General features: G+C 53.4%; 21 protein-coding genes and 7 pseudogenes. 14 read left to right on the forward strand and 14 right to left on the reverse strand.

All coding sequences use genetic code 11. From position 1 onward, the window contains the following. The first annotated feature begins 25 nt into the window (after window positions 1-25). The 6 genes and pseudogenes from HSS18214_RS0110680 (at window position 26) to HSS18214_RS0110705 (ending at window position 5,491) form a co-directional block, all read left to right on the forward strand. Window positions 26-784, forward strand: a complete 759-nt coding sequence (locus HSS18214_RS0110680) for a 5-oxoprolinase subunit PxpA (protein WP_016915290.1) — start codon at window positions 26-28, stop codon at window positions 782-784. After that, the gene (gene pxpB / locus HSS18214_RS0110685; RefSeq protein ID WP_016915291.1) at window positions 781-1,485 is read left to right on the forward strand and encodes a 5-oxoprolinase subunit PxpB; all 705 of its coding nucleotides are present in this window, start codon (window positions 781-783) and stop codon (window positions 1,483-1,485) included. The genes HSS18214_RS0110680 and pxpB overlap by 4 nt, the downstream gene beginning before the upstream one ends. Next, entirely contained in the window at window positions 1,482-2,426 is a 945-nt protein-coding gene (locus HSS18214_RS0110690; protein ID WP_016915292.1) for a 5-oxoprolinase subunit C family protein, read from the forward strand. The genes pxpB and HSS18214_RS0110690 overlap by 4 nt, the downstream gene beginning before the upstream one ends. Window positions 2,427-2,524: 98 nt before the next feature. After that, a pseudogene (gene tnpC, locus HSS18214_RS18110) lies at window positions 2,525-3,974 on the forward strand (IS66 family transposase). Window positions 3,975-4,360: 386 nt separating this feature from the next. Continuing rightward, window positions 4,361-4,636, forward strand: coding sequence for a DUF1153 domain-containing protein (locus HSS18214_RS18115; protein ID WP_198517602.1), 276 nt, complete (start codon window positions 4,361-4,363; stop codon window positions 4,634-4,636). Between the two features lie 57 nt (window positions 4,637-4,693). Further along, window positions 4,694-5,491, forward strand: coding sequence for an IS3 family transposase (locus HSS18214_RS0110705; protein WP_016915293.1), 798 nt, complete (start codon window positions 4,694-4,696; stop codon window positions 5,489-5,491). A gap of 89 nt (window positions 5,492-5,580) precedes the next feature. On the opposite strand, the gene HSS18214_RS18750 is transcribed toward HSS18214_RS0110705, so the two are convergent. The 7 genes from HSS18214_RS18750 to HSS18214_RS18775 form a co-directional block, all read right to left on the reverse strand. After that, the gene (locus HSS18214_RS18750) at window positions 5,581-6,489 is read right to left on the reverse strand and encodes an MFS transporter (protein WP_272942913.1); all 909 of its coding nucleotides are present in this window, start codon (window positions 6,487-6,489) and stop codon (window positions 5,581-5,583) included. A gap of 313 nt (window positions 6,490-6,802) precedes the next feature. Further along, window positions 6,803-7,048, reverse strand: coding sequence for a Rieske (2Fe-2S) protein (locus HSS18214_RS19780; RefSeq protein ID WP_162129522.1), 246 nt, complete (start codon window positions 7,046-7,048; stop codon window positions 6,803-6,805). A 1-nt stretch (window position 7,049) separates the two neighbouring features. Then, window positions 7,050-7,424 (reverse strand): hypothetical protein, encoded by a 375-nt coding sequence (locus HSS18214_RS18760; RefSeq protein ID WP_083844193.1) that lies wholly within the window; start codon window positions 7,422-7,424, stop codon window positions 7,050-7,052. Continuing rightward, window positions 7,418-8,779 carry an IS1380 family transposase gene (locus HSS18214_RS0110710; protein ID WP_016915294.1) on the reverse strand — a complete coding sequence of 454 codons (1,362 nt, stop codon included), beginning with the start codon at window positions 8,777-8,779 and terminating at the stop codon, window positions 7,418-7,420. The genes HSS18214_RS18760 and HSS18214_RS0110710 overlap by 7 nt, the downstream gene beginning before the upstream one ends. A gap of 29 nt (window positions 8,780-8,808) precedes the next feature. Beyond that, entirely contained in the window at window positions 8,809-9,795 is a 987-nt protein-coding gene (locus HSS18214_RS18765; protein ID WP_083844194.1) for an iron-containing redox enzyme family protein, read from the reverse strand. Between the two features lie 2 nt (window positions 9,796-9,797). Beyond that, a complete protein-coding gene (locus HSS18214_RS18770) occupies window positions 9,798-10,439 on the reverse strand; it encodes a dihydrofolate reductase family protein (protein WP_083844195.1) in 642 nt (213 codons plus the stop codon). Further along, the gene (locus tag HSS18214_RS18775; protein ID WP_156808509.1) at window positions 10,439-11,272 is read right to left on the reverse strand and encodes a hypothetical protein; all 834 of its coding nucleotides are present in this window, start codon (window positions 11,270-11,272) and stop codon (window positions 10,439-10,441) included. Before HSS18214_RS18775 ends, HSS18214_RS18770 begins: the two co-directional genes overlap by 1 nt. Between HSS18214_RS18775 and HSS18214_RS0110725 the strand changes: the two genes are divergently transcribed. Then, window positions 11,225-12,586, forward strand: a complete 1,362-nt coding sequence (locus HSS18214_RS0110725; RefSeq protein WP_016913634.1) for an IS1380 family transposase — start codon at window positions 11,225-11,227, stop codon at window positions 12,584-12,586. The genes HSS18214_RS18775 and HSS18214_RS0110725 overlap by 48 nt on opposite strands. A 226-nt stretch (window positions 12,587-12,812) precedes the next feature. Here HSS18214_RS0110725 and HSS18214_RS19090 read toward each other — a convergent pair whose 3' ends face one another. Both HSS18214_RS19090 and HSS18214_RS18120 read right to left on the reverse strand, forming a co-directional pair. Further along, entirely contained in the window at window positions 12,813-13,166 is a 354-nt protein-coding gene (locus HSS18214_RS19090) for a hypothetical protein (RefSeq protein WP_156808510.1), read from the reverse strand. A 451-nt stretch (window positions 13,167-13,617) separates the two neighbouring features. Beyond that, window positions 13,618-14,150, reverse strand: a pseudogene (locus HSS18214_RS18120) (transposase); the annotation flags it as partial. A gap of 195 nt (window positions 14,151-14,345) precedes the next feature. On the opposite strand from HSS18214_RS18120, the gene HSS18214_RS19095 reads away from it, so the two are divergent. The 4 genes and pseudogenes from HSS18214_RS19095 to HSS18214_RS19545 form a co-directional block, all read left to right on the forward strand. Beyond that, window positions 14,346-15,152: an acetate and sugar kinases/Hsc70/actin family protein gene (locus HSS18214_RS19095; protein WP_156808511.1), complete on the forward strand. Its 807-nt coding sequence runs from the start codon at window positions 14,346-14,348 to the stop codon at window positions 15,150-15,152. Between the two features lie 13 nt (window positions 15,153-15,165). Further along, on the forward strand, window positions 15,166-16,206 hold the full coding sequence (locus HSS18214_RS18780; protein WP_083844197.1) for an AGE family epimerase/isomerase: 1,041 nt from the start codon (window positions 15,166-15,168) through the stop codon (window positions 16,204-16,206). Between the two features lie 117 nt (window positions 16,207-16,323). Continuing rightward, a pseudogene (locus HSS18214_RS0110745) lies at window positions 16,324-17,432 on the forward strand (IS3 family transposase). A 17-nt stretch (window positions 17,433-17,449) separates the two neighbouring features. Continuing rightward, window positions 17,450-17,970: pseudogene (locus tag HSS18214_RS19545) on the forward strand (IS3 family transposase); the annotation flags it as partial. Between the two features lie 236 nt (window positions 17,971-18,206). On the opposite strand, the pseudogene HSS18214_RS0110760 reads toward HSS18214_RS19545, so the two are convergent. Further along, a pseudogene (locus HSS18214_RS0110760) lies at window positions 18,207-19,199 on the reverse strand (IS1380-like element ISPsp9 family transposase); the annotation flags it as partial. Here HSS18214_RS0110760 and HSS18214_RS19680 point away from each other — a divergent pair. Both HSS18214_RS19680 and HSS18214_RS19685 read left to right on the forward strand, forming a co-directional pair. Continuing rightward, complete coding sequence (locus tag HSS18214_RS19680; RefSeq protein WP_272942914.1) at window positions 19,080-19,433, forward strand: AAA family ATPase; 354 nt, start codon at window positions 19,080-19,082, stop codon at window positions 19,431-19,433. The pseudogene HSS18214_RS0110760 and the gene HSS18214_RS19680 overlap by 120 nt on opposite strands. Beyond that, window positions 19,387-19,788: a P-loop NTPase family protein gene (locus tag HSS18214_RS19685; protein ID WP_272942915.1), complete on the forward strand. Its 402-nt coding sequence runs from the start codon at window positions 19,387-19,389 to the stop codon at window positions 19,786-19,788. Before HSS18214_RS19680 ends, HSS18214_RS19685 begins: the two co-directional genes overlap by 47 nt. 131 nt (window positions 19,789-19,919) lie before the next feature. On the opposite strand, the pseudogene HSS18214_RS0110770 reads toward HSS18214_RS19685, so the two are convergent. After that, a pseudogene (locus HSS18214_RS0110770) lies at window positions 19,920-20,207 on the reverse strand (transposase); the annotation flags it as partial. A 17-nt stretch (window positions 20,208-20,224) separates the two neighbouring features. Between HSS18214_RS0110770 and HSS18214_RS0110775 the strand changes: the two are divergent. Then, window positions 20,225-20,470: pseudogene (locus HSS18214_RS0110775) on the forward strand (biotin-dependent carboxyltransferase family protein); the annotation flags it as partial. Window positions 20,471-20,488: 18 nt separating this feature from the next. Here HSS18214_RS0110775 and HSS18214_RS0110780 read toward each other — a convergent pair. The 3 genes from HSS18214_RS0110780 to HSS18214_RS0110790 form a co-directional block, all read right to left on the reverse strand. Further along, window positions 20,489-22,510 (reverse strand): PhoX family protein, encoded by a 2,022-nt coding sequence (locus tag HSS18214_RS0110780; RefSeq protein WP_016915305.1) that lies wholly within the window; start codon window positions 22,508-22,510, stop codon window positions 20,489-20,491. A 169-nt stretch (window positions 22,511-22,679) separates the two neighbouring features. Further along, the gene (locus tag HSS18214_RS0110785; RefSeq protein WP_016915306.1) at window positions 22,680-23,987 is read right to left on the reverse strand and encodes a type II toxin-antitoxin system HipA family toxin; all 1,308 of its coding nucleotides are present in this window, start codon (window positions 23,985-23,987) and stop codon (window positions 22,680-22,682) included. A gap of 3 nt (window positions 23,988-23,990) precedes the next feature. Beyond that, entirely contained in the window at window positions 23,991-24,239 is a 249-nt protein-coding gene (locus tag HSS18214_RS0110790; RefSeq protein WP_016915307.1) for a helix-turn-helix domain-containing protein, read from the reverse strand. Window positions 24,240-24,314 lie beyond the last annotated feature (75 nt).

Here is a 24,314-nt window from a genome sequence, read left to right on the forward strand (position 1 = left end):
TCAGCGCTTTTCAGGAGAGTCAACTATGAGCACAATGCTCCCCCTTCTCAACTGCGACATGGGCGAAAGTTTCGGCAACTGGTCGATTGGCCTGGATGCGGAGGTCATGCCCTACGTCGACTGCGCCAACATTGCCTGCGGCTACCACGCCTCCGACCCCCATGTGATGCGCAAGACGGTGGCGCTGGCCGTGCAGCACGGCGTGAAGATCGGTGCGCACCCGGGCTATCCGGATCTCATGGGCTTTGGCCGCCGCTCCATGGCCTGCACGCCGGATGAAGTGGAAGACATGATGCTCTACCAGATCGGCGCGCTGGCGGGCATTTGCCAAGCGGAAGGCACCGCGCTGAGCTACGTCAAACCCCACGGGGCCATGTACAACGACATGGCCGCCAACCTGGCGCTGCTGGAAGGCGCCATGCGCGCCGTGAAAGCCTACGATGCCCGACTGCCGCTGATGGTGATGGCCACTGCCGACCCAGCGCCGCACCGTCAGCTAGCGGAAAAAATGGGCGTCACGCTGTGGTTCGAGACCTTCGCTGACCGCGCGTATGAGGCCAACGGTCATCTGACCTCTCGTCGCCTGGCGGGGGCCGTGCACCACGACCAGACCACCATTGTCGCCCAGGCAGTTGCCTTGGCCAAGGGAGAAGCCCTCACCGCCCGAGATGGCAGCGCCTTGCAGTTGCCCTGCGACACACTCTGCGTGCATGGCGACAACCCCGAATCCGTGGCTGCCGTGCGCGCCATTCGCGAGGCCTTTACGGCGCTGGAGTCCGCGTGAAACTCCGCCTGGAAACCGCCGCCATGGACGCCTTGACGGTGCGCCTGTTCGACGCCATCGATGAACGCAATATGGCCTGGATCATGGCCGCCGACGAGGCGCTACGCCGCGCCTTTGATGATGCGCTGATCGACCTGATTCCCTCGTACACCACCCTGCTGGTGCACTACGATTGCCAGAAGCTCACCTTTAGCCAGGCCACGACGCTGGTGCGCAGCGCGCTGCACGATCTCACCCCTGCCGACACCCAGCAGGGGCAGCTGCACGAGATTCCCGTGTGGTACGACGAAAGCGTTGGCCCCGAATTGCCATCGGTAGCAACGCGCGCCGGGCTCAGCGTCGATGACTTGATCGAGCGCCACTGCAGCCACGATTACTGCGTGTTTGCGCTGGGCTTTGCCCCTGGCTACGGCTTCATGGGCCTGGTAGATGAGGCCATTGCCACGCCACGATTGAAAACGCCCCGCCGCCGCGTCGCGGCGGGCAGCGTCGGCATTGCCGACCGACAAACGGCCATCTACCCGCTGCTTTCCCCGGGCGGCTGGAACATTCTGGGTAGAACCGCCGTGCCGCTGTTCGAGCGCGCCAAGCGCGGCGAACCGCTGCTGCGCCCCGGCGATAAAGTGCGCTTCAAGGCGATCTCTAAAGCCGAGTTCGAAGCAGCCGGCGGCGACACCACCCCGCTGGAGGAGCGCCCATGAGCCAGCCCATGTTGACCGTCAAGCAAGCCGGGCCGCTGGCGCTGATTCAGGATGCAGGCCGCTTCGGCGTTGGCCACCTGGGCGTTACCCAGGGCGGTGCCGCCGACTGGATTGCCTTCCGCTGGGCCAACTGGCTGCTGGGCAACCCCCTGCATAGCGCCGCCCTGGAAATCGTCATGGGCGGCAACCTGACCCTGGTGGCCAACCAGGACGTACGCCTCGCTTTGACCGGGGCCGACCTGGCCACCACACTGGACGGTCAGCCCCTTGCCCCCAACGCCAGCTTCCTGATGCAGGCGGGCCAAACGCTGGTTTTTCGTCAGCCAAAGCAAGGCCTGCGCGCGTATCTCGCCTTTCCCGGCGGGCTCGATGCACCCGCCGTGCTGGGCAGCCGAGCATGCACCGCCCGAGAGCAGATAGGCGGCCTGCATGAAGATGGCCAGCCGCTCAAGGCGGGCGATACGCTGACCTGGAAAGGCATTTCGGCGTCGGTGCGCACGCTGCCCGCCCACGCTGAGCTGCCAACGGCTGCGATTTCCAGCACGCCGCAAACGGTACGACTCGATATGGTCCTGGGCTCCCAGGCCGCCCACTTTGCCGGGCGCAGCCTGTTCGATGCCTTCAACCAGCCCTGGACGGTCGACCAGCGCGCCGATCGCATGGGCATTCGGCTCACCGGCAAAGCGCTGAACAGCCGCCTGGGCGGCATTGTCTCGGAAGGGATTCCTTTAGGGGCCGTGCAGATCCCCCCCGATGGCCAGCCGATCATCCTGATGAACGACCGCCAAACCATTGGGGGCTACCCGCGTTTGGGCGCCCTCACGCCTATGGCCTGCGCCCGGCTGGCACAGTGCCTGCCGGGTACAGAAGTGCGTTTGCAGCCGATCAGTGCGACGCAGGCGCAGGCGGCGTATCGCAAGCAGCTCCAAGGTTGGCTATAAAAATGGTAACTATTCAGGTGGCTGCGGATGGGATATCGCCAACCACCTGATTTTTCTGGTATAGTGTGCCTAATCCTTCGGCATATCTATGCGGTGACATGACCATCAGCGATATCAACGTCGACGAGGCTCTGGAGCGGGTCCGACAGCAGCTCAAGGAAGACCAGACGGTCTCTCCGTCGCTGCGTGCGGCCATCGATGTGCTGATGTTGCTGGTCAAGCTCATGGCCGATCGCCTGGCCACCAGTAGCCGCAACAGCAGCAAGCCACCGTCCCAGGATCCCAATCGCCAGCGCCGCTCGCGCGCCAAAGGCGAGCGGCGCCCCGGCGGACAGCCAGGGCATGAGGGTAAGACGTTGGCGCCGGTGACGGACCCCGACGAGGTGGTCAAGCTCCGTGTCGATCGTCGGCAACTCCCCAAGGGGCGTTCTTACCGCCCGGTCGGCGTCGAAACGCGCCAAGTGCAGGACATCGTAATCCAGGCCGTGGTCACCGAATATCAGGCTGAGGTCCTCGAAGATGATCAGGGGCAACGCTACGTGGCGCCATTCCCCGAGGGCGTGACTCGCCCCATCCAGTATGGCCCTCGCCTCAAGGCGCATGTCGTCTATCTCTCCCAGTATCAGCTGTTGCCCTATGCGCGTATCCGCGAGTTGCTCACCTCGCAGTGCGGCCTGTCGCTGAGCACCGGCACCCTGTTCGCCTTCAACCAGGAGGCCTACCAGCGGGCCGAGGCGTTCGCCGAGTGGGTGATCCCGGCGCTACGTGAAGCAGCCACCGTCCATGCCGATGAAACCGGAATGCAGGTCGGTGGCAAACGCTACTGGCTACACAGCGCCTCCAACGAGGCCCTGACCTGGTTGGCCCCGCACCCCAAGCGCGGCCAGGAAGCGATGGACGCCATCGGCGTATTGCCCTTCGTGCGTGGCGTGCTGGTGCATGATCACTGGAAGCCCTACTACCGCTATCCGGATTGCCGGCACGCGCTCTGTAATGCGCACCACCTTCGGGAGCTGACAGCGGCCTGGGAGAACGATGGCCAGGCATGGGCCAAGGCCTTGCATGACCTGTTGTTGGAGATGCATCGCGCCGTGGAGGTGGCCGACGGCTGCCTCTCGGCCGATGAGACCCGAGCCTGGCGGCAGCGCTATCGAGATTGCCTGGCGAAAGGGGACGCCGAGAGCCCCCCGCCGGTGAAACCGCCACCTGGAACGCGAGGCCGGGCCAAGCGCACCAAGTCGCGCAACCTCCTGGAACGCCTCCAGGCGTACGAGGACGACGTGTTGCGCTTCCTCGACGACCCTGCCGCTCCCTTCACCAACAACCAGGGGGAACGCGATCTGCGAATGACCAAGGTCCAGCAGAAAATCTCGGGCTGTTTCCGCTCCTGGGAGGGGGCGGAGATTCTTCTGCCGGATGCGCAGCTTCCTCTCGACCGCCGTCAAGCAAGGGGTGGCGGCGCATACCGCACTGGAGCAACTGTTTGCGGGTGATGTGCCAGCCTTCATGCAGCAAGAAGCCCCGACTCAGCCAACCGGTGCTGAATAGTTACTAAAAATGAATGGATCTGCTGCGTTGCTCCCAAAGCGGCGCCATACTCTTTTCTAATTCTGAGTGTTATTGGTCTTGAGCTGCCGGGCATTGAGGTGGTCGGCAGCAAACGTAGTGCTACAGGCATCGCCAGCACCTCGACCCACACCGATACCAAAGAAGCTCATATCGCCTTGGCCAGCACTCAGCCCGACGCTGGTGCTGTATGCCTCATAGCTGGCGCGGTTGTCGATGTCACTTAAGGTCAGCGCGCCGCTTTCTAGCGCCTCAGTGGCGTTTTGCCCGGCGGTGGTGAAGTGGTTACCACCTCAATCATCTTGCCAGTTTTGAAGTGACCCCCTTCGTAGCTGCACAGGTTATAGTGCAGCCATCAGGAGGACGATATGAGTCACGAACCTACCGTTAAACGCTGGACCGCCAAGCGCAAGGCCTCCGTGGTCATGGACATTTTCAAAGGTAAAGCCACGGTTGCCGAAGTCGCTCGGGAGCACGACCTCACCGTTTCAGACGTCGAAGGCTGGATGGAGGAAGCGCAGCGCAGCGCAACATGGAAAACGGGTTCCGAGCCCGCCCCAGGGACATGCGCGAGCAGTACGAGTCCGAACTGCGGGAAACCAAAGAAGCCTTGGGTGAGGCCCATCTTCAGATTTATGCCTTAAAAAGTTCAAACGCCTGCTCGACGAGGACGAGAATTCGTAAGGTCGTTGCAGGCGGAAATGGCCCAGAAAGGCCACGTGGTCTCGCTCGTCAAGCTGTGTCAGTGGCTGGGGCTTCCTCGAAGGACGTTATATTACCAGCCCAGGACTCGTTGCCGTATCATCAATGCTGAGCTGGTTAGCCGGGTAAAACTGGCCCTGGAGCGCTTCCCAACTTACGGCTATCGTCGTCTGGCGTGTGTTCTGGGAGAGAATCGCAAGCCTATACAGCGCATCCTTCAGCTGAAGGGATGGCAGGTGCGCAAGCGGCCTCAAGGCTGTCGGCCTCGGGCCAGGAGCCTACCGTCCATCGCCTCAAGGCCGGATGAGCGTTGGGCGACCGACCTGACGTACGTGTGGTGTGGAAAGGATCGGCGAGCCAGTCTGGCGGTGGTCATCGACTGCTGTACACGTGAGATCCTTGGCTGGCGGTTATCGGATAACGGCAGTAGCAAGACGGCTGAGGCGGCGTTGGAAGAAGCGCTCATCTATCGCCTGGGAGCGCTGGGGAGAGTTCACTCACCTCTGGCACTGCGTTCCGACAACGGCCTCGTCTTCAGCAGTCGACACTATACGGCGACGGTGAAGGCCTACGGGCTCACCCAAGAGTTCACGACGCCCTATACCCCGGAGCAAAACGGACTGGTCGAGCGCTTCTTCCGGTCCTTGAAGGAAGAGTGCATCTGGCAGCACCGATTCGAATCGCTGGGCCAGGCGCGGGCAGTGATCAGTCGCTGGATCTGGTACTACAACGAAGAGCGGCCACATCAGTCCTTGGGCTATGTGGCACCCCGAGCACACCCGGCATTAGCCGCGTAGGGTGTGCAGAAACCAGGGGGTCATTACAATAGACACCAAGCACTAGACTGGTTAGCCACTCTAATACTGAATTTCAATTTAGTTGCATGTCAAAAATGAGACTTTCCCTTTTCTCGGCTTTTTAAATTTATAATGAGGGCAATAGTTAACAAAAAAATATAAATTAAGGAGATAGTGCTTGCAGCATTACGGTAACCAAAAATGTCAATTAAATGACCACCAGCTAGCAAACCAATTGCCAAACCAAGTTCTGCAAAACATCTAAATAGCGAGTAAAACTTAGCTTGATCTTTCTTTGATGATTCGCTATTAACAATAGATGCCGACCCTACATCAAAAAGAGGTATCCCAAAAGAAATAATCAATATTGATAAAAATGAAGACAGTAGTCCAGTTGATAGGGACAGCAGAAAAAAACCTAAAGAAAAAACAATAAAACCGAGAAGCACCGAGTTCATTTCATCCTTAATACCTTTCTTATAGATTAATATACTTGACATCATTGCCCCTAGAGACAGTAAGAACATTGCAAAGCTATAACCTCTCTCCCCTGACAACATAATTTCATCGTAATAAACAGGCAAAAACACCCATAAAGAAATTGAGTAAACAGGGTTTATAAAAACATATAAAAAAGCCAACCTAGCCAGTTTGGAGTTTCGGAAATACCTAAATAAAGAATTTTTAAGCGACTGTAAAATCAATTCTCTATTGTTATGATTTTTTTCTTTCGGAACAACTATTTCAATATAACAAGAAAAACAAATAAATACATGAAAGACCATGGTAAGAACAAATATCAAACTTTCCGAAAAATAAAAAAGCATTAAGTAAGCAACTAAGGGACCTGTCAGCCTTCCTGCTCTTTTTGAGATATCAATTAAAGTATTTGTCTTGACATACTCATAACCCATAGAGATTTCAGCAACAATTTTTCTCGTTGCAAGCATATCAAAAACTTTACAAGATGAATACAAAAACACCAAAAAACAAAACAAAACAAATAATAATCTAATATCCTAATGTAAAAAAACATTGGAATACCCACCAATATAATAGAACTTAACAAATTTGCAAAAAATATAGTCTTCCCAGGCGATAATTTATCAACCAAGAATCCAATCAATATAGAGCACAACCAATATGGCAACCTTGATACAAAAACAGCTATCCCAACTGAAGCTGCAGATTCTGTTAGCTGCCAGGCAAACCAAACAATTATCAATTCAGACAAATGGTCTGCCAAATAAAAAAAATATCTGCCAGACCAAAATGGTTTAATCATGAGTGTGCCGTTTTATTTGATGCAAATTATATTAAAAAATCACTATTAGATTTTAAATCAAATTCTACACAATTCTTTTTTATCATATTTTTAGTATAAATTTTATGATGTAATGGACAGATGATTCCTTTTTCGCAAATTTTTCCTCTACTAATTAGCCCCCCTCTATGCGGACACTTATCTTCAATAGAGTAATGAACACCGTCTATCTCAACTAATAAAAGTCTTTTCCCTTGGAAATATATATCCCGCGCAACAAAAAAAATACTCACTTTAATACAAAACCTTATATAATGGGTAATCGCAAAGATTGTGTTTTTCTAGCTGTTTTTTATTAACAATAAAAGAGCCGCTAATTAGATAGTCGTCATCCTCATCAGACGGTTCAAAAATAAGAGCGCTATCTATAACCTGAATCCGTGAAGCCGGCGCCGACACTTTCCCTATCACCGCCAGCGAGCACTTTTTGATCATTCGCCCCGTGCAAGTTGGCTTTCGCAAGCCCGTTATTGCCAAAACCCACCGTGCTGATCGGTGCTGACGGCCCGTTTTGTCATGCCTTTCCACCCGCCAGGCACGACATATCTGGCGATCGCGTGTCGCTTGGAACTGCTTGTGGATAGAGTGTCGCCGATTGACGGTCAGCATGGCGTTCCTCGTGGATAACGCAGTCGGCTCCGCAGCGTCTTGAGCACCGTCATGCGCCCGATATCCTGCCCGACGTCGAGGATGATCTGCCGTGCCTTGTGAATCACGAGAGCCGCACGGTGCACCAACTCTTGTAGCACGGTGCGCAGCCGGCGCCGCTTGGCCGGGTGGCGAACCGGGCTCAGCTCGCCGGTCATGCCTAGCTGTCCCATCAGGCGCAGGATGTTGTAGGCCAACTGGGCGAGATGCAGGATCAGATCGTTGGTGGCGAACTTGCCGGACGGCAAGCGCTCCAGGTCGAGATCGGTCTTGATCTCGCTGTGAAACTGCTCATGGGTGGCATGCGCCTGGTAGCGCTTGATCACCGCCTCCGGCGCCTCGTCCAGGCTGGTCCACCAGCCTTCCAACTCATAGTCCGGTTCGAGCAGCAACTGGCCATCGCGATCGGCGGTGCGCTCTACCAGGCGCATCACGCGTTGGACGACGTATTCGGTCTTGTTGTCGTCGTGGATCGAGACGGTCTGCGGCCACAGCGCCTGGCGCTTGCCAGGACGCAGCTCTTCCCAGTAGTCCGCCGCCACCGCCAGCCAGGTATCTCGATCAGCCGTGGCCGAGCCGCGCGGGTTCCATTTGACGACATAGTCGAGCCGGCGCCCCTCGTCGGCAAAGACCTGGCGTTGCTGTTCGAGAAGCGCCAGGTGCGCCTGGCTGTCGAAGCCGCTGTCCTCGCGTAACAGGATCGGTTGCCTGGTCAGGCATTGGGCGCGAGGCAGTACCCGCTCCAGGAAGGCGTTGCTCTCCTTCATGGTGTGCTGCTTGCCAGGCCGCAGTTCCAGACCCAGGCACCACCCTTCGTTGCCCAGATAGGCGGCGATCGGGGTGTAGCCATCGACCTTCTGGTAGGTCCGCGAGACGCCTTCCTTCTTCGAGTTGCTGTTGTCCATGACGAAGGTGTCGATGTCCAGGCAGACGTGCGTCGTCTCGGCGGTGATCGGTGCTTCGATCAGTGACAGCAGGGTCGTGGACCAGGTGGCGGTGCGCGCCTGCAGGTCGTTGGCGGCAAGTTTCTCCAGCCGCTGTCGCAACGTCGCCGCGCTCGGCACCTTCTGCAGGGTCAGCAGTTGTTGGAAGGGCTTGTCGCGGCGGAAGTTCTCGACAGCGTCATAGTCGCTCATGCCCAGACACAGCAGGCCCAGGTAGCTCTTGATCACGTCACTGGTGCGCATGCCCAGCGTGGTGGGGAAGCGGCTGTCGATGCTGTCGACGCCAGCGATCTCGAAGCATTGCCCGATGATGGACAGCCCGGCGTGGCTGGTGAGGGTGCGGCGACTGGCGCGGAACTTTATGTTGGGCATGGCACTGTCTGGGTGAATGGCGATAATGGCTATATTGCCATGCAGGTCAGTGGGTTAGAAGTGCTTCCGGGGGCCGGTCTCACGGATTCAGGTATAATCATATCATTACTAAAACTTTTCATGCCTGCTTCTACAATACATTCCATTGCATTAGAAATGCTGTCAGCTAAACGCTTACCGTAAAACTCTGTCATTTTAAAACCTGCAGCGAAATCTTGTTTTGCAAGATCACCGAATTCTTTTATTTTATTCTCGTATATATCCTGCATAATTTCCGTATGGAAAATATCAATATGGGCGTGCTCTGAATGATATTTCCTATACTTATTTTCAACCCCTAATTCTTTTAATGCCTCATTGTGTTCGTGTGTTGACTTCCTATATGATGATTCTGCGCACGCAAGAAATCCGAGTTGCAAGAAAAAATTACGCCTGTTCTGAAACAGAAAATGTACAAAATTATGGAAAACAATTGCATCAATTGAAAAATGTTTTAGATAATGTAAATAACTTGAATCGAGATCAAATTTTTCCATTAGCACCGCATACAAAGTAGAGTGCTTCTCACTATAATTACCGCATCCAAATTCGTCTACTAATATTCGAAATAAATCAGTCTGCAGTTCTCCTCCAACTCCAAGACAACCAAAGCCTGATGCAGAAGCTTCTGCCAGTAAGTCCATTGATGCTTGGATTAGATATACTTTATATAAGTCTAAGCGTTTATGTTTTAAAAGAGTTTTAGCAACTGGGTCGCAATCGCTTTTACTTATTTCTTCAATCTCGCGATTTAGATTAAATTCAGCATTATCTTGTGTTATTTTATTATAATGACGCCGGAAAAATTCCTCATGCTCATGTTTTTTAATAAAAAGTTTTTCCAACTCGCATCTATCGTATTGTGAAACAAATCTTTTATAATTATCATCTTCATTTTGTGCGCCTCCAACTAATACTACGTAGTTTGAAACATACCACTTTGACAACTCTAGCTGGCTAGAATGAAATTCATTCATGATTACATTAATCCAGTTTTTAACAACTCATATTCAGAAACAGAAACATTTCCAGCAGTATAGCTTTTTAATAAACTCAGTTTAATGGTTGGGCTGTCTATTAAATCTAAAAAATCACTTGCTCCGCTTGAGCATAATATTGGAATAGACTTAATAATCAATCTATCAAAGCTACCTGATATTAAAAACTTCTCCAGAAGCTTCGCCCCACCTTCTATCAATATTCTATTAAAACCTGCTGACCTTAAAGAAGAAACAATTTCACATGCTTCTAACTCATTCTTATCTACAGGCATTAACCTTACACGAGAGTCTATAGGGTGCTTTATATTTCCTAAAAAATATACATCTCCATTGCCATCAAAAACATTTAAATTTTCATTTTTTATTGGCTTCCTTCCAACAATAACTTTAGAAATCTTCTTACCTGGGAATAATTTCTGATCGACACTTAAATATGGATTATCAGTTTCAAGAGTTTTTCTCCCAATCACTATACAGTCTGATTCAGATCTAATCTTATGTGTAAAATCTCTTACAGAGCTATTTTGATAACGATAAAATGATTTACTTGAAACACCATTCCCTTCGTCGATTTTTCCATTTAAACTCACCTCGACTAATAACGTTACTATGCTATTCATTATTTATAACCTGCAAGGATTTTTGCTTCAATCTCTATGTTTGATTCTTTAGGGATTATCTCTTGGTAATTGACTCCAGTATTTTCAATTATTATATTTTTATCGCCTAGAGCCTTAGTCTTGTGAGGGCTCATTGAGACAAAATTTTTTACTACTTTTACTCCAGCCCAATATAATATTTCAGCTGCTATATCCTGATTCCTGATATCAGAATGATTTGTAATGTCCACCGCACTACCGAAATAATCAGTTACCTTATTTTTATAAAAATATTTTCTTTGGTTATATATTAAAAACTTACTTACTTCGCCCATGGCACGGCCTTCATGGCGCATATACAATATTGCTGCATTACCACCTGACTGAGCAGACTTGATCGATTTTACTATACCCTCAATTAAAAAAGGCCTGCAACTACACATAGTTGAACCGAATACATCTGAGCTATTGCACTCATCATGAACTCTAAGAATATCTAAACTATGCAAGCTTCCAATTGATATTGGTTTTTTCGTTACAACATAAAGAGTATTAGCTGGAACAGATGGAATAAACACTCTCTTTTTCAAAAAAGACTCAGATTCTAAACCGGTATACTTAAATAATTTGCTTAAATAATTCTCCTCAGTAACTGAATAATAATCACATATACTCTTTATATCCCAAACAGGTTGTATCGAAATCTTTGTTACTCCTGAATCCGTGAGACTGGCCCCCGGAAGCACTTCTAACCCACTGACCTGCATGGCAATATAGCCATTATCGCCATTCACCCAGACAGTGCCATGCCCAACATAAAGTTCCGCGCCAGTCGCCGCACCCTCACCAGCCACGCCGGGCTGTCCATCATCGGGCAATGCTTCGAGATCGCTGGCGTCGACAGCATCGACAGCCGCTTCCCCACCACGCTGGGCATGCGCACCAGTGACGTGATCAAGAGCTACCTGGGCCTGCTGTGTCTGGGCATGAGCGACTATGACGCTGTCGAGAACTTCCGCCGCGACAAGCCCTTCCAACAACTGCTGACCCTGCAGAAGGTGCCGAGCGCGGCGACGTTGCGACAGCGGCTGGAGAAACTTGCCGCCAACGACCTGCAGGCGCGCACCGCCACCTGGTCCACGACCCTGCTGTCACTGATCGAAGCACCGATCACCGCCGAGACGACGCACGTCTGCCTGGACATCGACACCTTCGTCATGGACAACAGCAACTCGAAGAAGGAAGGCGTCTCGCGGACCTACCAGAAGGTCGATGGCTACACCCCGATCGCCGCCTATCTGGGCAACGAAGGGTGGTGCCTGGGTCTGGAACTGCGGCCTGGCAAGCAGCACACCATGAAGGAGAGCAACGCCTTCCTGGAGCGGGTACTGCCTCGCGCCCAATGCCTGACCAGGCAACCGATCCTGTTACGCGAGGACAGCGGCTTCGACAGCCAGGCGCACCTGGCGCTTCTCGAACAGCAACGCCAGGTCTTTGCCGACGAGGGGCGCCGGCTCGACTATGTCGTCAAATGGAACCCGCGCGGCTCGGCCACGGCTGATCGAGATACCTGGCTGGCGGTGGCGGCGGACTACTGGGAAGAGCTGCGTCCTGGCAAGCGCCAGGCGCTGTGGCCGCAGACCGTCTCGATCCACGACGACAACAAGACCGAATACGTCGTCCAACGCGTGATGCGCCTGGTAGAGCGCACCGCCGATCGCGATGGCCAGTTGCTGCTCGAACCGGACTATGAGTTGGAAGGCTGGTGGACCAGCCTGGACGAGGCGCCGGAGGCGGTGATCAAGCGCTACCAGGCGCATGCCACCCATGAGCAGTTTCACAGCGAGATCAAGACCGATCTCGACCTGGAGCGCTTGCCGTCCGGCAAGTTCGCCACCAACGATCTGATCCTGCATCTCGCCCAGTTGGCCTACAACATCCTGCGCCTGATGGGACAGCTAGGCATGACCGGCGAGCTGAGCCCGGTTCGCCACCCGGCCAAGCGGCGCCGGCTGCGCACCGTGCTACAAGAGTTGGTGCACCGTGCGGCTCTCGTGATTCACAAGGCACGGCAGATCATCCTCGACTTCGGGCAGGATATCGGGCGCATGACGGTGCTCAAGACGCTGCGGAGCCGACTGCGTTATCCACGAGGAACGCCATGCTGACCGTCAATCGGCGACACTCTATCCACAAGCAGTTCCAAGCGACACGCGATCGCCAGATATGTCGTGCCTGGCGGGTGGAAAGGCATGACAAAACGGGCCGTCAGCACCGATCAGCACGGTGGGTTTTGGCAATAACGGGCTTGCGAAAGCCAACTTGCACGGGGCGAATGATCAAAAAGTGCTCGCTGGCGGTGATAGGGAAAGTGTCGGCGCCGGCTTCACGGATTCAGGTTACTTTTACACAACCATCATGATTAATTATTTCACCATCAATATCCAAGTCGCCTGATTTTATCATGCCCTTTATCTCAGAAATATCTAAGAAAGAGTCAGTCAAAGCAATTGTAATATCTTCAACCTTTTTTTTATCAAACAACTCATTACTAGGGCTTGACACCCACCCATATCCATCCATAAACATCAGATTTGAAAAATGATTTCCGGGCGTTATCATTCCAAAAGGGTCAGCTAATACATTTTTACTTATTGTTGGTGCTATTCCCGAAATTGCCTCAGCATGCGCAGCATGAACTCCGAATGTACCGAAACTAAAATCAAAAGAGCTTTTCTTACCGTTCATTAGCGCCACCTAAATAATTTTAATAAAGGATGATATATTGTTTTTTTTTAACATGTCAACGGATGAAACAAAAAATTCACTAATTTGAAATATTGCAAATACCTACCCGACGTCATCCATTGATGAAGAAGAGTCTTGATGGCCTGCCCCCTTCAGCCTATGCAGTGCAACTAGTGTTAAAAAGCGATAAAGTAACGTCAGACTCTAAACCCGGGTGCTACTGAAGATGGGGTGACGTTGGCCACACCATTATAACCCTGGATCGTGCCTTTACTGGTGATCATCTTGGCGCTTTCGTTATCGGTGAGGTTGCTCTTCACCTCATTAATTCGCTTCCCTCGGTCCATCATTGGGCTGTGCGTCTTTAGGAAGCGATCCACTTTGTTCATAACAGCATCTAGTGAGAGGATCATCCTGGCTCGGTGAATGTCCCGATCCAAATCGGCTTCCGTTTCGGCTTTATCACGAGCGTAGTGCTCTAGCAGGTGATGCCGAACCAGGCTTCTCCCGCTTCTCGCTCAACACCTTGAACGTACCCGACCACTCTTTAAAGGCATCGGAGGACATCTTGCGGCCATCAATGGTAAAGAGTTCGTTGCCCAGTAAGCCTTGTTCGTGGCACACCAATAGCACTTGTTCAAAGAGCGCTTCAATTTCGTCGGCATGCAGAGTGGTAAAGTGGGGAACGGTATCGCAGGACAGGGCTTTGAAAATGATATTGGTCTCGCAGCACCACTGCATCTCGCGACTGGAGGTGATCCCTTTTGAGTAGGCAAACAGGATGATCTTCAACAGGATGGCCGGATCATCGGCCAACCGACCTGTCTTGTCGTTGCGATATCCCGGATGGAAAACCGACAAGTCGAGTTTATGCTCGATCAGGTAATGCACTGCGTGTTCGAAGGTGCCAGGCTGAGGCTGATCCTGGTAGTTGATCACCACCATGGCGTTCTGATCGTAGTTGTAAACCTTGAAGCGCGGCATGCTGACCACTCCCCGCCTGTTTTCCCGATCCTACCAAAACCTGGCTGTCAAAGGGGTTTTTCTACAGCCTCAACGTCGTACCTAACCCTCGACATTTAACTTACTAGCATGCTACAAAATGGTAGGTTACACTTTACATAAAGAAATGATGAATTGGGCAAAACTTATAAACCAAATGAAAAATTATGAGCAAAAATGATTACTTACATTGACACTTCTCAAAGTAGCGTGGCCTACCTAGATGTTGGTGGTACTAATATAAAAATAAAGTCGTCGAATGGGTCCTACAATGTACCTACATCAGACATCAACTCATTAAGTAAGCTCATCTCGCTAGTTAAGAACACCTCTCCATATGCTACAAAAATTGTGGCGGCTTTTGCAGCTCATATCGGAGAGAATGCAGTTTTTTCCAATGATATTCCTTTTCTTAACTTCGATATAGATGAATGCAAAAGAATTTTTCATTCACAGAAAATGTCGTTACATGCAGTTAATGATGTTGCTGCTGCTGCTTTGGGCGCAACAAAGTATTATAGTGGATCTACATTAGTTGTTAATTTAGGCACAGGTACCTGCGCATGTTACTTAAATGTACACGATGGCTTTATATCTATCTTACGGTCTGAGTTTGGGTTTTGTGCTATAGACCTAGATGGAAGCAGGTTGGTAAGAGAAACAATCAAGACGAAAAAAACAAAAGTTCATATGTCAGAAGAATATACTTCCCTATTAGCTCTTTGGCTGTCTAACTTATCATGTCTTTACCTGCCTGATAGAATAGTGCTGGTTGGTGGTGTAATTTCAGCAGATGAAAATACTAAAGCCCTTAAAAGTTTATCTATGCAATATGCATACTTAAACCGAAAGAAACAAACCATGTCACATCAGCTGGGTGATATCGCAGTTTCACTCCATCCAGAACCTATCGCTTTAGAAGGTCTTTACATCATTGAAAAAGAAAATATTCACTTCTTTAATGATAGATTATTAAAAATTTAATGGAATTAACTTCATGTTTTCAAATTGTGAAAAAATCATTTCTGAGCTTATCTTCAACATTTCCTCATCTCTCAATAGCTTTGGTCTCGTCCCGGAGGTTATTTTCCCTGATTCACAAGAGCTTAGAGCCAACGCCTCTCCTAGACTACTTTGTCAGACTCGCGGCATTATCTTCCTTCTTAAAAGCTACGAATATTTTAACGATGAAAAATTGTTAAAACTAGCAATAAGGCTCTACGAAGCTGTAAAAAACAAAAGTGAGTACTCTTCTTATTTTGATAAAGAACACAATATTACTGAACTATCTAAGCTATCCGCTTACGAGTTGAGCTTTCTTCTTTATTCGCAATCTATTCTTTATCTTCACTCTGATGCCATGCCAAAAAAAGAATTAAATAATGATATTAGAAATTCTCTGAAGTTAATTGAAGATATTACGCTTTCTGGCTTGCTATTCAGACCAATAAATTTAAAAGTTGGCATAGAACAAAATTCTGCCATGCATATATTTGAGTCTTTAACTCAATGCGCAAAGACGAAAATAATTAATGAAAGTTATGCTTTAAAGTACTACAAAACCATCATGCATAAATTTTTAAACCCTAAAAATAATATTATTGCTGAATATGCTAATGAAGATGGCAGTTTTGAATGCTATCAGTTAGGGCATAATTTTGAATGGGTATCTTTACTACTTAATTTAGAAAAAAGTAGTGGTGCTCATGAGATTGCACAGTCACTTTATAGGGCATCTCTATCACTCGTAAAGAGAAATGAGCATGGAATAATTATTAATGAATACGATGACAGCTTTTTACCTATTAATCAAAAACAAAGAATATGGCCTAGCCTAGAGTATATTAGAGCAAGCATACTTGTTGGTGAATTCGAAAGAAGCTTATCTTATTACAATGTAATGGAAAGAAGATTTTTTACTCGGAGTTCCCATTACAGAGAATATGAAGATGATGTTAAGTTACAGTGCAAAACCACCACAGGATATCACATAATAGAGATGGCCTCCGTGTTAAGAAAAGCTCGACCAAAATTATAGGCCAGCTAAAAAACTTTGATGCATACGACTTAGACAATAGTTTTACAGGGTCGACGTCACCCCCAGATTGAGTAGCGCTACACTTTAGAGTCCGATCCTATGCTAAGGAGATGGGACATGAAGAAGCGTTTCAGCGAAGAACAGATCATTAGCTTCCTGGGCGAAGCCGAAGCGGGGCTGCCTATCAAGGAGCTGTGCCGTCGGCACGGCTTCTCGGAAGCCAGTTACTATCTGTGGCGCAGCAAGTTTGGCGGCATGAGTGTGCCGGATGCCAAACGGCTCAAGGAGCTCGAAGCCGAAAATGGACGCCTGAAAAAGCTGCTTGCGGAGTAGCTCCTGGAGAGGGAGGTCACTCGCGAGGCGCTGAGAAAAAAGTGGTGAGCGTCCCGGCACCTCGAGACGCGGTGCGTTTTATGGTGTCACGTGGCATGAGTGAGCGCCGAGCGCTCCGTGTCATGCGTATGAGTGCCAGTGCCTTGCGCTACCAATCGGCCCCTGACCGCAATGAGACACTGCGTGAACGCATTATTGCCTTGGCACACCGGCATCGTCGTTACGGCGCGGGCATGATCTACCTGAAGCTGCGTCAAGCCGGTGAACAGGTCAATTACAAGCGCGTCGAACGCCTCTACGCTGCGGCTCGGTTACAGGTGAAGCGACGCAAGCGTAAGAAGATTCCCCTGTCTGAACGCAAACCCCTTGGCCGCCCTGGTGCTGCCAATCAGGTCTGGTCCATGGATTTTGTGTTTGACCGCACGGCGGAAGGGAGAGTGATCAAGAACCTCACCATTGCCGACGACGCTACTCACGAAGCCGTGGCTATCGTGCCTGCCCGTGCCATGTTAACACGAGTTCTGGATCATCTAGCGCTACAGCGTGGCCTACCAGGCGCCCTTCGTACGGATAATGGCAAGGAGTTCTGCGGGCGCGCCATGCTGACGTGGGCTCATCAACGTGGTGTTGCCCTGTTTTTAATCGAGCCTGGAAAACCCAATCAAAACAACTACATCGAATCATTTAACGGGCGCTTTCGAGATGAGTGCCTGAATGAGCATTGGTTCACCAGCCTTCATCACGCCAAGGTGATCATCGTGGCATGGCGGCGTGAGTACAACGAGGAAAGACCGAAGAAGAGTCTTAGTGGCTTGACCCCTGCAGCCTATGCCAAGCAATTGGTGGTAAAACACGATAAAGTAACGTCAGACTCTAACCCCGGGTGCTACTGAAGATGGGGAGACGTCGGGTCTGTAACGCGTTTGATATTAGCCACTCCAGTTACTACGAGTACCGCCAGCGGCGGCACCGTGTGGATGTTGAACGTCTGGCCTTAAAAGCTCAGGTAAGCCGCCTTTTCAAAAAGAGTCGCAGCTCAGCGGGCAGCCGCTCAATCAAGAAGTTGCTCAGCGAAGAAGGCGTCACCATCGGCCGTTTCAAGGTTCGGAGTTTGATGAGCGAAATGGGGTTGGTCTGCAAGCAGCCGGGCCCCATGCTTACGAGCAGGCGACCGTTGAGCGACCTGATATTGCGAATCATCTTGGCCGCAAATTTGCACTAGGCCAGCCCAATCAGGTCTGGTGTGGTGACATCACTTATATCTGGAGTGGCCAGCGTTGGAGCTACCTGGCCGTTGTGTTGGATCTTTACGCTCGTCGTGTTGTTGGCTGGGCCATGTCGTCCAGCCCAGATGCAGATCTTGTTGTGAAAGCGCTGGATCACGCTTGGGAACAACGTGGTCAGCCTAAGAACGTCATGTTCCATTACGATTAGCCCGCCTTATTCACGAGGGCGCTGATTGAGCGGTCTGAAGGTACTGGCTGTTGGCATTGCTCATCAGGATTCGCCTTTTCAGCGCGAGTGGCTGTTGAGTAATGCCTGAACGCAGCCCTTTTCCTACTTACTTATAGCTCTTTGGAATCAATGGTGGCCGTCCAAGCAGCCGTGATCGCCGACCGCCGCTCCGGTCGCTCGCTTTCTGATGCTGTGGTGGTCTCGCAGGAGCGTCAGCTCAGTGCGGTCAGCTTCGGTAGCCCCTTCAGCAGCGTCGGCCACCACTTGTCGGCGGCGGCACCCAGATGAACGGTGATTCGCCGAGCGTGCAGCCTCAGCGTGGCGGCGACCTTGAGCACCTGCTCGCGCATCCGACTCAGACTCCAGCCTTGTCGGGTTTGCCGCTCCAGGAGGCAGCGCAGGCCATGCAGGACCTGGTAGGCGTAGAGGCTGAGCAGCAGGCTCACCTCGTTGCGCGCCATCACGTTCTGAACGGTGGAGGCGCCGCGATCGGTCGACGAGAGGTGCACGTCGAGCGCCGACTTCACTTCGCCCATGTGCGCCTCGGCGCTGCCGCGCTTGCGATAGAGTGCCAGGACCTTCTCTGGCGGCCAGTCGAACTTGCTGAGGTTGGTGACCAGGAAGAAGGCATGCAGCAGCAGGTCATCGGGGCGTTCCTGCACCACCAGCACTACGCGCCGCGGTGCCGACCAGGAGCCGGCTTGGTACTCCAGATCGTGGCACCACTCGCGAGGCTGCTCGGGTGGCCGGCCGGGTGGCCGCTTCAGGAGCGGTGCTGCCAGCTTCTGTAGACCGGTGTGACTGCGCAACCGGCCCAGGTATTCGATCTCCCGATCCTCCAGGGCCTCCAGCGTCGCGTTATCGGTAAAACCGGCGTCGATGCGCACACGAACCTGTGCCCCGGTGCTCTCGTTGAGTCGTCGTACCAGATGCGGGATCCAGGTGTCGGCGTTCTCTGCCGGGCCGGCGTTGCCCTCGCGCAGCAGGCCGCCCACCATGTCGCCGGTCTCCGCCAACGATGCGACCAGCGGCGAGTAGATGCGGGCCCCGTAAAGGCCATGATAGGCCGACCCGCCCTGATGGCCATGCACCTCGATCGGCAGGCCATCGATGTCCAGCGTCAGCTGTTTGGGGCGCTCGCCGTTCTTCAGCGAGGTCAGGCGCCAGACCACCAGTCGCAGCAGGCCTTCGTGCACGAAATTGAGACACCGCCGCCTGAGCGAATTGCCGACGATTTCGCCAACCTGATCGAGCACGCCCAGCATGTCCATGGGCAACGCGTCGTGGTGCTGATTGATGAGTACGACAAGCCCATATTGGATAATATCCTCGACGCTGACAGGGCTCGCGAACTTCGCGAGGGGCTGAAAAATTTGTATAGCGTGCTCAAGGATGCCGACCCACACCTGCAATTTTGTGTTGCTGACGGGTGTCTCTAAATTCAGCAAAGTCAGCCTCTTTTCGGGGCTGAACAATCTGCGCGATATCACGCTTTCATCTGACTATGCCGCCATCTGCGGCTATACCGACCACGATGTCGATACCGTCTTTGCACCGGAGCTGCCCGGGCTTGACCGTGAAGATATTCGCCGCTGGTATAACGGCTACCGCTGGGGTGGGCAGGACGTTGAAGCGGTCTATAACCCCTTTGATGTGCTGCTATTGCTAGAAGAGCGTAAATTTAGCCCTTACCCCGCCTTATTCACGAGGGCGCTGATTGAGCGGTCTGAAGGTACTGGCTGTTGGCATTGCTCATCAGGATTCGCCTTTTCAGCGCGAGTGGCTGTTGAGTAATGCCTGAACGCAGCCCTTTTCCTACTTACTTATAGCTCTTTGGAATCAATGGTGGCCGTCCAAGCAGCCGTGATCGCCGACCGCCGCTCCGGTCGCTCGCTTTCTGATGCTGTGGTGGTCTCGCAGGAGCGTCAGCTCAGTGCGGTCAGCTTCGGTAGCCCCTTCAGCAGCGTCGGCCACCACTTGTCGGCGGCGGCACCCAGATGAACGGTGATTCGCCGAGCGTGCAGCCTCAGCGTGGCGGCGACCTTGAGCACCTGCTCGCGCATCCGACTCAGACTCCAGCCTTGTCGGGTTTGCCGCTCCAGGAGGCAGCGCAGGCCATGCAGGACCTGGTAGGCGTAGAGGCTGAGCAGCAGGCTCACCTCGTTGCGCGCCATCACGTTCTGAACGGTGGAGGCGCCGATAGGAGTGGCGGCACTACCTCCGAGCACATCGCCTGGGCGGCATCGTCTCGGAAGGGATTCCTTTAGGGGCCGTGCAGATCCCCCCCGATGGCCAGCCGATCATCCTGATGAACGACCGCCAAACCATTGGGGGCTACCCGCGTTTGGGCGCCCTCACGCCTATGGCCTGCGCCCGGCTGGCACAGTGCCTGCCGGGTACAGAAGTGCGTTTGCAGCCTATCAGCGCAACCCAGGCGCAGGCGGCGTATCGCCGCCTGCTGGATGCCTGGTTGTGAGGGCGTTGAGAGCACTACTCACGCGCCGATAATGCCGCCATCTTCACGGGTAATGACCAGCGTGGCGGAACGCGGGATGGCGCTGCCGCCCTCCGGCCAGTGGCTGGTGAAGCGGCCTTCGGCAAAGGCTTCTTCGGTGGTGGTGGCGCCGGGGTGCTGGACGTTGACGAACATGGTGCGCTGGTCTGGAGTGGTCACCACGCCGGTGATTTCCTGGCCCACAGGCCCGGTCAGGAAGCGCTTGATCTCGCCGGTTTCCGGGTTGGCGACCAGCATCTGGTTATTGCCGAAGACTTCGTAGATACCGGTGTTCATTTCGGATTCGCTGATGTCGGTCTGTATCCATACCCGACGGTCGGCATCGATCCACAGGCCGTCGGGGCTGGCAAAGATGTTGTCTTCTACCAGCGCATTGCCCGCCAGGTCGCGGCTATCGTCCTGGTCGCCTGCCAGCACGAACAGGTCCCAGGCAAAGCGCTCGCCCGCGTGAGTGCCCTCTTCCTGCCAGCGGATGATATGGCCAAAGCTGTTGTTGGCGCGCGGGTTGGCGGGGTGCTCGTCGCCCTCTGCGCGGCGCGTATTGTTGGTCAGCGTGAAATAGACGTCGCCGGTTTGCGGGTCGACGGCGCCCCACTCCGGGCGATCCATCCTGGTGGCGCCCACATGGTCGGCGGCACTGCGCGTATTGACCAGGATATCCGCCAGGTCCGCAAAGCCATTCTCGGGCGACAGGCCGTTCTGGCCGGGGGCCAGCGCCAACCACTCGCCGCTGCCATCATCGTTGAACCTGGCCACATAAAGCGTGCCTTCATCCAACAGGCTGCCGTCCGCCGTCGCGGCGTCGAAGGGGCGCCGTGAAACGAACTTGTAGATGTACTCGAAACGGGAGTCGTCCCCGGAGTACGCCACCACGGGCTGCCCTTCCACCGCAGGGGCAAAGATGACGCCTTCATGGGCAAAGCGCCCCAGGTGGGTACGCTTGACCGGCACGGAATCGGGGTTCATCGGGTCGATTTCGACCATCCAGCCAAACGCATGGGGTTCGTTACGGAAGTCCTCTGCCGGGCTGGCTCCTCGGCTACTGGCATCGAAGCGGCTGAACTGATCGCTCTGCTGATCGGCACGGTGCCACTGATAACGACCGGTGTCGCGGGTTTCGATCCCGTAGCGCGCTTGGCGCCGATCGATGTCGGTATCCGTGTTGGCAAAATAGCCCGCCCAGTTCTCTTCGGCTGCCAGGTAGGTGTTCCAGGGCGTGACCCCGTGGGCACAGTTGTTCAAGGTGCCACGCGTCATCAGGCCTTCCGGGCTGTACTGGGTAATCAGGTGCTCCGTGCCCGCCACCGGGCCCGAGAGCTGCATGGGCGTTTGGGCAGTAATGCGGCGGTTCAGGGCATCCTGCACCACTTCCCACTCGCCTTGCTCATTGGCACGAACGCGCACGACACTCACGCCGTGGGCATTCATCTCCTTGATCACCTGATCGGCATCGCGGCTGCCATCGTCATGCTGAGGAAAGCCATTGCGGTCCAGCGCCAGGCCACTGGCCGCTGCGTGCAAGAAGCGTGGTTCCACGTATTCATGGTTGAGCACCAACAGGCCGTCGGTGGAGCTGCCGTTCAGCGCAAAGAAGTGCATGCCGTCGTGATGGCTGCCCACCTGATGCGCCTGCTGCTCCCCGGAAGCTTCCAGGCTGAACGCGGGCATATCGCCCGTGATGGGCGTTCCCCAGGGGATGAAGCTTTGCACGCGATAGCCCTCAGGCACCACGACGTTATCAGCAGCGCTGATACCTACCGGGTTGAATCCCATGGTGGGTGAACCCGCGCCCGCATTGGCGGCCAGCGCTTGCGTCAACGGCAGCCTGGTCGCCATCAGGCCCGCGATCACCGTTGCCAGCCCCCCTTTGAGGACGCCTCGGCGGCTCAAGCGCCGCTCCAGAATATCGCCAAAATAGGCATTGCTGGAACGGTTGCTGAGCGGCTCATCCCCCTGAGCCATTACGCTATCGACACTGCCTGCCACGGTTTTCTTCGTCATGATACATCTCCCTGATGAGCGGCCCACTGCTGGCTTAACCATTTGCTGGCTTATATGAGAAACAGCCAATATGGCTTGCTCAGCAGCATCGGCGCGCAACATGTCATGCTCGTGACAGTTGAGTGAAGGTTTGACGAAGCCTGAATAGCACCTGAACAGGGAGCAGGTGTCATTGGTCTATATCCTTTTCCAGTCTCTTGAGCTGTCGACCCAGTCCTTCCATGATGGAGGCACTCACGGTGTCAGGAAAATCATCCGGCAGCAGCGCCGCTACCCGGCTCATGGCTGCGTCAGCCTGTGCGAGTATGCTCTGTATGATTTCCAGCGTCCGCCGCCGAGAAAACCCCACCTGCTGGGCCGTACTGAGAAAGTGGCGTGGCAAGAAACGCGACCAGTGATAGTGGCGGTTCTTTCCTTTCAGCGACATCGCCATCCTGGCCTTTGCTTCGGGCAGGCTTCCTTTTGCCATGAGGGGATAGGCGGAAATAACGTCATAGAGCGGCGTCATTCGGTAAGCAGTTTGTGGCTCGATGAACACACTGAAATTCTTGGCATGCCCATCGATGGCGGCCAACAGCCAGAACATGATCTGAGCCTTGAAGAAGTTCTCCCGGTCGCTCGTGGCTTGCTGGGAGCCCATCAGCAATTCCATGCCTGCCCGGATACCTGGCCCACCGTCGTTCTCATACTTCAGTGCCGGTGCAATGCCCAGTGCCTGGCAAAAGTCTTCCTGCGGGAGACGCATCAACCAGCTGCCGTCGCTCGACCAGCGTCGGTCGAATCGCGCTACCACCAGCACGGTATGCTGTTCGAAGCGCGCCAGCTCGGCGTTAGCAACCGGCACTCCAAAGGCCTCGAGAATCTTCAGGCATAGCCATTCGTTCTCGTTGCTATCGCGAAGGTCGATATTGCTGTGACTGAGAAACCCAATGGGCAGCTTGAAGATGTGGCTGGTGGGCGTGGCAAATGATGGCCGATGCCAGCGTTCCTGGTGCCAAAGCAGAGCCATTTTTTCCTGCGCCCCGGCGAGCGAGATTCTGAAGTCTCCATCACGATGCATGCCAAGCGGCAACTCTTGGTAGCCGCTGAGCAATGTCGCGATATCCGTCTCATCCAGCGGCTCTGCTGTGATCTGTCGAACATTGGGTATGGTGTCTGTCTCGGGATACAGCTGAATAGCGCCGATACAATCACGGCCTACGGCGGCGAGAAGGTCAAAGGGGTGTCCGGTCGCCAGCTGAAATTTTGCCTGCATTCTGGCGCGAATCGCCTCGGAGTCGGGCAGCAGGTTATCGAAGAAGTTGTAAACCACCGCGCCACGATAGCTTGCCGAAGATAACGGCATGGATAATGAAATAGCGCGTGCGCCGGGGCGGTTTAGCCATTCAGGCAGATAGCGGAAAGCCATGGCGCCGGAACGGCCGAGGCTGAGTCGGCCTACCTCGATACCGTTGAGTGCTACCGTCAGGTTAGCCACTGGTTACCACTCCTCATCCCACACCTGTTCACTTTGCTTACTCTCTCTCTTTGCCACATGTAATTCTAGCCCGAGGGCAGCCATCAGTTTGAAGAGCGTTTCAACGCGGCTTTTTTCCGGGTGATTCTCGAAAGCGGAGACGGTGGCTTGTTTGATGCCGACCTGTTCGGCGGCATCTTTCTGGCTCATGCCATTATGGGAGCGGGCTTCTTTCAAGGCCTTGGCCAGCATATCGGGTGAGGTAATTTTCATGGCTATGTCTCAGAACGATTCCTCAGGACGGCCCCTTGGATCTATCCCTTTTAGCGGATAAGACGCATTTTATCC

It is taken from the genome of Vreelandella stevensii S18214 (genome assembly GCF_000275725.1).
Lineage (GTDB): Bacteria > Pseudomonadota > Gammaproteobacteria > Pseudomonadales > Halomonadaceae > Vreelandella > Vreelandella stevensii.